The organism is Bittarella massiliensis (ex Durand et al. 2017) (assembly GCF_017566145.1).
In the GTDB taxonomy this organism is placed as follows: domain Bacteria; phylum Bacillota; class Clostridia; order Oscillospirales; family Ruminococcaceae; genus Bittarella; species Bittarella massiliensis_A.
Window position 1 is genome coordinate 1 of record NZ_JABFCL010000048.1, and the last position, 347, is coordinate 347.

At 51.9% G+C, this 347-nt stretch carries 1 protein-coding gene; it reads right to left on the reverse strand.

Annotated elements, in window-relative coordinates; translation table 11 throughout:
• The coding region (locus HJY11_RS13395; protein ID WP_208076441.1) for an integrase core domain-containing protein at positions 1-347 on the reverse strand (347 nt) is incomplete at both ends.

The following is a 347-nucleotide window of genomic DNA, read 5'->3' on the forward strand; positions in this document are numbered from 1 at the left end:
CATGGTTGTAAAAGAGGATATAGCGGTCCATCATCTCGTTGGCTTCAGAAAAAGCAGCCGGTTTATGGCGGTAAATGCATTCCGTTTTGAGGATGGAGAAGAAATTTTCCGCCATTGCATTGTCATATGGGTTTCCCCGTCTTGACATGGAAGGTGTAATGCCGTAAGATTTTGTCAGATTGAAGTATGCTCGCGAGGTGTACTGAAATCCTTGGTCGCTGTGGAGCTGTAACTCCGCGGCGACTGCCTTTTTCTGCTGCTTCATCGCCAGAAGCCACATCCGCCGGTAGCCATAGGTGCGGAAGCTGCGTTCCCGCTGCTGCGCGATAGCTTCCGCAAGGGCGGCG